Raw genomic sequence first — 6,287 nt, 5'->3', positions numbered from 1 at the left:
AGCGTCCGTACTGAAAATGGCACTCTTAACTTTGGTCCTGATTCAAACCGCCACGCTAACCAGTTAGAAAACGATAATTTCAAAATTGGCGCGAAATTCGATTACCTGGTCGGCGACCACGAAATTGAGTTCGGTGGTGAGTATGACAGCGTTGATGTTTACAACGTGTTTGTACGTAACTCTTTAGGTTCCTGGTCTTACGAGTCAATTGATGACTTTGAAGCCGGTACTGCCGATGAGTTCTTCTACGAGAACGCATACACCAACAACGCGACTGACGCAGCCGCTAACTTTGAGTTAGGCATGCTGAACTTGTACGTACAGGACAACTGGTACCTGAACGATACAATGGAATTAGGTCTGGGTGTTCGTTACGAAACTTACATGGTTGATGACAAGCCAACATTAAACGAGAACTTTGTTGACCGTTATGGCTACAGCAACCAGGAAAACTTAGACGGTAAAGGCATTTTCTTACCGCGCGTTGACTTCAAATGGTTCGCTACTGACGACATGGTCGTTCGTGCCGGATTCGGTCGCTTCTCTGGTGGTCGTCCAAATGTTTGGATCTCAAACTCGTTCTCTAACGACGGCTATACTCTGGTACAGTTTGACCGTGACCAGGTATCAGAAGATCAGTATCTGGAAAACCAAAACCCTGCACAAATTCCGCAAGCGGTATTGGACAGCATGGAAGCCGGTGACGGTGACACTAACAGCATCGATCCTAACTACGACATTCCGTCTGACTGGATTGCTCGTGTAGGTGTTGACTACCGTTTCGACATTCCTAGTGTTGGTGATAACTTCCAGGCAACGGCTGAAGTTACTCGTAAGTGGATGACAGACAACAGCCAGTGGATTGATATCTCACGCTGTGTTGCTGATGAAACTGCAGCAGGCATCAACATTTATGAGCCGTGTGACCCAACTGCACCTAGTGGCCATTATGACCTGCAGCTGACTAACGAAGACAAAACCGGTAAAGCATGGTTGTTAACAACTTCATTGTCTAAAGCCTGGGATAGCGGCTTTAACGCATACGCTGCTTACACCTTCCAGGACATCGAAGAAGGTAACCCGGGTACGTCGTCTACTGCGACTTCAAACTACCAGTACAACATTGTTCGTGACCGTAACCAGGCATTGCTTGGTACTGCTGACTATCAGGTTGAGCACAGCCTGAAAATTGCATTAGGTTACAGCACTGAGTTTGTTAGCGGTTACGCGTCTAAGTTTAACTTATTCTTCAACCGTCGCTCGGGTACTGCGTTCAGTTACACCATGGGTATGTATAACGATGGTGACTTCGGTGACCAGCCATACTTCCAGGGTGGTGGCTCTTACCTGCCATACATCCCGACTGGCGCGGATGACCCCGCATTCAGCCCTGAGAGCCCGTTGTCGTACGAAGAAGCCATGGCTTACTTCCGTGACGCTGGTTTAGAGCAGTACGCGGGTGGCTTTGCACCGAAAGGTACAGGTCGTTCACCTTGGGTTACTAACCTGGACTTCCAGTTCCAGCAAGAAGTACCTGGCTTTGCAGAAGACCATAAAGGTATTTTCTACATTACCGTTAATAACCTGTTGAACCTTATCGACAGTTCAAAAGGTGAAGTATTGCGTCAGCAGTACACTAACCAGTCGGTTGTAGACTTTGCCGGTCTTGATGACCAGGGTCGTTACATGTATGCCGAGTCATTCTTTGGTTATAACGACTGGAGTATCTTCGAAGCTGAAGAGTCTACCTGGCGCCTGAAGCTGGGTGTTAAATACACCTTCTAATTTCGCTTTGAGTGAAACAGCTAAAGAATAACGAAAGCCGCACCTTAAGTGCGGCTTTTTTTTGAGCAAAGTTCACAGAGTTGTCACAAATAAGCTATACCCTTATTTGTAGTAAAACCAAAACAAAACCGGGAAGAACAAAACTATGTTTAACACGACTTTTAAGCGCACTGCTGTAGCTGCCGCCATAGCAATGGGGTTAGCAGGTTCAGCCGTGGCGCAGGAAACCTCTTCAAGCTTGCGCGGTGTTGTTACCACTGAGTCAGGGCAGGTGGTTTCAAATGCAACCATCCAGTTACGAGATGAGCGTACTGGCAGTGTCAAAACCTTACGCTCTAACGAGCAGGGGACATTCTCTTCACGTGGTTTGCCGGTTGGCGGGCCATACACTTTGGTGGTGGAAGGTCCTGAAGGGCGCACCCAGGTTGTCGAAGATGTTTATCTAACTTTAGGCGACTCACAAAATGTGAACGTGATGCTGGAGCGCCAGGCGGACATGGAGCGCTTAAGTGTAACCGGCTCTATGACCAGTAACGCTTTGTATGGCATTAACAGTCCGGCTGCGAACTTCAATTTAGAAGACTTGGAAAATGCACCGGCTGCAAACCGTGACTTAAAAGATGTGGTGCGCATTGACCCGCGTATTTACATTAACGAAACCAATGCCGGCGACATTCAGTGCGGTGGTGCTAACCCTCGCTTTAACAGCCTGACCGTTGACGGCGTTCGCATGAACGACAACTTTGGTCTGAACAGCAGTGGCTACCCGACAGAACGCATGCCGTTTTCTTACGACTCGATTGAGCAGGTTGCGGTTGAGTTTGCACCATTTGACGTGCAATACGGCGGCTTTACCGCCTGTAACATTAATGCTGTGACCAAAACCGGTGACAACGAAATGTTCGGCGGCGTCTTCTACGACTACACCAACGACTCTTTGCAGGGCGACGAATTAGAAGGCGACACCATTAATATTGGTGACTTTAGCGAGAAACGTTATGGCTTTAATGTTGGTGGTGCCTTCATTGAAGATAAACTGTTCTTCTTTACTTCTTACGAGAAGCTGGAAGGCTCTGGCACTTTTGATCGCGGTCCGGAAGGTTCTGGTGCAGCGACCGAAGTTGCCGGTGTGACTCAGGCCGACGTTGAGCGTATTGCCGATATTGCACAGAATGTTTACGGCTATAACCCGGGCGGGTTCCCGGCGAGCTTACCGGTAGAAGACGAAAAGTTCCTGGCCAAGTTGGACTGGTATATCAGTGATGCTCACCGGGCGTCATTAACTTACAACTACAACGATGGCTAATCTATTGCAGAGTCAGACGGTGACTCCGACGAGCTGGAGTTTTCTAACCACTTCTATGAGCGCGGCTCCAAGTTCACTTCTTACGTTGGTGAATTGTACTCTGACTGGAGTGATAACTTCTCGACTGAAACGCGTGTGGGTTATTCTGAGCTGGATGCTCGGGTGAGCCCGTTGGGTGGTACCGAGTTTGGTGAAGTTCAGATTGGTGTTAACGACGCAACGGTATATTTAGGTGCGGATGACTCTCGTCATGCCAACAAACTGAAATATGACACCACTTTCTTTAAATTGAAAGGCACCTACTTACTGGGCGATCACATTATCTCTGCGGGTATTGAACGCGAAGAGTACGATGTGTTTAACCTGTTTGTTCAGGAAGCAGAAGGTGAGTACCGTTTCGGTTCTATCGATGACTTTGAAGCGGGCACACCTTACGCGGCTATCTATGAAAGTGCGGCGGGTACCAACAACCCTCAGGACGCGGCTGCTGAATTTGCCTACGCGGTTAACACGGCCTACGTTCAGGACGAATATTACTACGCGTCAATGGATATTACCTTCACCTACGGTTTGCGTTACGACTGGTATACCAGCGACGATTACCCGGTGAATAACCCATTGACTCAGGAGCTTTATGGTTTCTCTAACCAGCAAAACATGGGTGATCAGGACCTGCTGCAACCGCGTTTTGGCTTTAACTGGTTTGTTAACCCTGACTTAGAAGTCCGCGGTGGTGTTGGTTTGTACTCCGGTGGTAACCCCAATGTGTGGATCTCGAACAACTACTCGAATAATGGCGTGACTCAGTACCAGGCCTTCCGCGATTTCTCCGGGGAGTCATTATTTGGTGTACCGCATACTGGCGACGGCAACCCAATTTTTGACATTCCTCAGGAAATGTACGACGAAGTGGCTAACGCCAGCGGTCAGGGCCCGATTAACACTATGGACCCTAACTTCGAACTACCGAAAGAGTGGAAGTACGCATTAGGCGCAACTTACACCTTGCCGGATGACTACATTTTGATGGCGGACTTCTTATACACCGATAAGAAAGATGCGGCGATTATTTATAATCTGGGCTTGGAACAGGTTGATACGGCGCCGGATGGACGTCCAATTTTTGATGAGATGTCTACTGACGGACGTGACCAGGGCGATGACTTTCTGTTGACGAATGTTGACGGCGATTCTGGTTCGCAAACCACGGTTTCACTGGCGTTAAGTAAGTCGCATGACTTTGGTCTGGACTGGACTTTCGGTTACGCCTATAACAAGGCGGAAGACGTTAACCCAATGACCAGTTCGGTGTCGTTCTCTAACTACACCAACCTGGCAACGGCTAACGCTCAGAACCCGGGGGTTGCGACTTCTAACTACGAGATCCCGCATCGCTTTACCTTTAAAGCGAACTATACCAAAGAGTTATTCGATGGTTACAACACAGTAGTGACCTTATTCGGTACACGCAACAAAGGTCGTCCGTTCTCCTATACCATGACCGACGGCGCTTTTGGTGATGTGGCGTACCAGGGTCGTAGCTTGCTGTACGTACCGACAGGCTTGGATGATCCTAACTTTGCAATTGGTACCGACGGCGACGGTAACCCATTTGAAACGGCTGCATTCTTCGACTTTCTGGAAGAGTCCGGTTTGAGCAAGTATGCGGGTGGTATTGCGCCACGTAACGAGTTCAACAGCAAATGGTGGACCAAAGTTGATTTGCGCATTGAGCAGGAGCTTCCGGGCTTTATGGATGACCACAAAGCGTCTGCGTTCTTCGTCATTGAAAACTTAGGTAACATGCTGAACGACGACTGGGGCGTGCTTTACGAAGCGAGCTTCCCACGTGCGGTGACTGTAGCTGACGTTGAAATTAACGATGCGGGTCAGTATCAGTACAACTCGTTCCGGGACATCAGCAATGTTCAGTCTCGCGCCGGTGCGCCTTCGCTCTGGTCTGTACGTTTAGGCGTAGAATACAAGTTCTGATTGTTTCACGTCGAATGAATAAACCGCCGCTGGTATTGCCCGCGGCGGTTTATTATTTTAATCTCCCTTTACCAAACACTAATTAGCTGACCCAATGGAACTGAGCTGGACCAGTCTTTTACCTTCCTTGCTGGCAATTGTATTTGCCATTGTTACCCGAAAAGTTCTGCTGGCGCTTATTGGCGGCATTATTCTGGCCAATATTCTGTTGTTCTGGCCGGCTCCGGAAAATATCGCCTACGGCACGCTGAACAGCACCTGGGACACCCTTGTTGACCCCAGTAATATGCTGGTGTGGTTTTTTACGCTGGGCATTGGTGCTTTATTTGGGGTGCTGGAAAACGGCGGCACCTTCAAACAGTTTGTATTAAAGCTAGAGCGTAAACAGTGGATTGAAAGCAAACGCCGGGCCCGCTTAATGACCTGGGTTCTGGGCGTTATAGTGTTTATTGAGTCTAACGTGACCATTATGATTTCGGGCACAACCTCACGACCTATTTATGACCGCCTGGGCATCGCGCGTGAAAAGCTGGCGTATATTGTGGATTCAACCTGTGCAGCCATTTGTATTCTGATCCCTTTAAATGCCTGGGGAGCCTTCAACCTGACGTTGATATCTAACCAGGGTGTTGAACAACCGTTACTGGTGTTCATTCAGTCTATAGCCTTTAACTTTTATGCCATTTTTGCGGTATTGCTGGCGTTGTTTGTGGCTTTGTTCGACTGGAACATTGGCCCAATGAAAGCGTTTGAAAAAAATGCGGTGCCTGATCAGGTGTCCCAAAACACCTGGGGCGACGGTCCGGATGAAGAGGCCAGCTTTGGTAAAGGCACTGCGGTGGTGATGACCAGTCTGATCTCTTTAGTGGTGATGGTACCTGTCATGCTGTTGATAACCGGAAACGGTGTATTGGTGGACGGTAACGGCACCTTAAGTGTGTTCATTGCTATATATGTGGCATTGGGCCTTGCGGTGGCGGGTACGTTAATGACGCAACCGGTAAGCCTGATGGATGTTGGCCGCTACCTGTTAAAAGGGGCGTGGAATATTCTGCCGTTGGCGGTTATTTTGTGGCTGTCGATTGCGCTGGGTGGTTTAACCCGTGACTTAGGTACCGGCGAGTTTCTGGCTGCTGCATTAGACGGTTCCGTGCAATTATGGATGCTGCTGCCGCTCATTTTTGTGTTGTCCGCTATTACCGGG

The 6,287-nt window shown here is 48.8% G+C and carries 2 protein-coding genes and 1 pseudogene; all 3 read left to right on the top strand.

The annotated features are described in order from the left end of the window. On the top strand, nucleotides 1-1,785 hold a 1,785-nt coding region (locus B3180_RS13990; RefSeq protein WP_286845117.1), incomplete at its 5' end, for a TonB-dependent receptor domain-containing protein. A 145-nt stretch (nucleotides 1,786-1,930) separates the two neighbouring features. Next, nucleotides 1,931-5,083: pseudogene (locus B3180_RS13985) on the top strand (TonB-dependent receptor). A gap of 94 nt (nucleotides 5,084-5,177) precedes the next feature. Beyond that, nucleotides 5,178-6,287, top strand: a 1,110-nt coding sequence (locus B3180_RS13980; protein WP_286845115.1) for a Na+/H+ antiporter NhaC family protein, incomplete at its 3' end; no start/stop codon positions are given.

The organism is Idiomarina sp. UBA4206, assembly GCF_002383015.1.
GTDB lineage: Bacteria > Pseudomonadota > Gammaproteobacteria > Enterobacterales > Alteromonadaceae > Idiomarina > Idiomarina abyssalis.
Note: the sequence above shows the minus strand (reverse complement) of the source record. Positions and strands in the feature narration are given on the sequence as shown.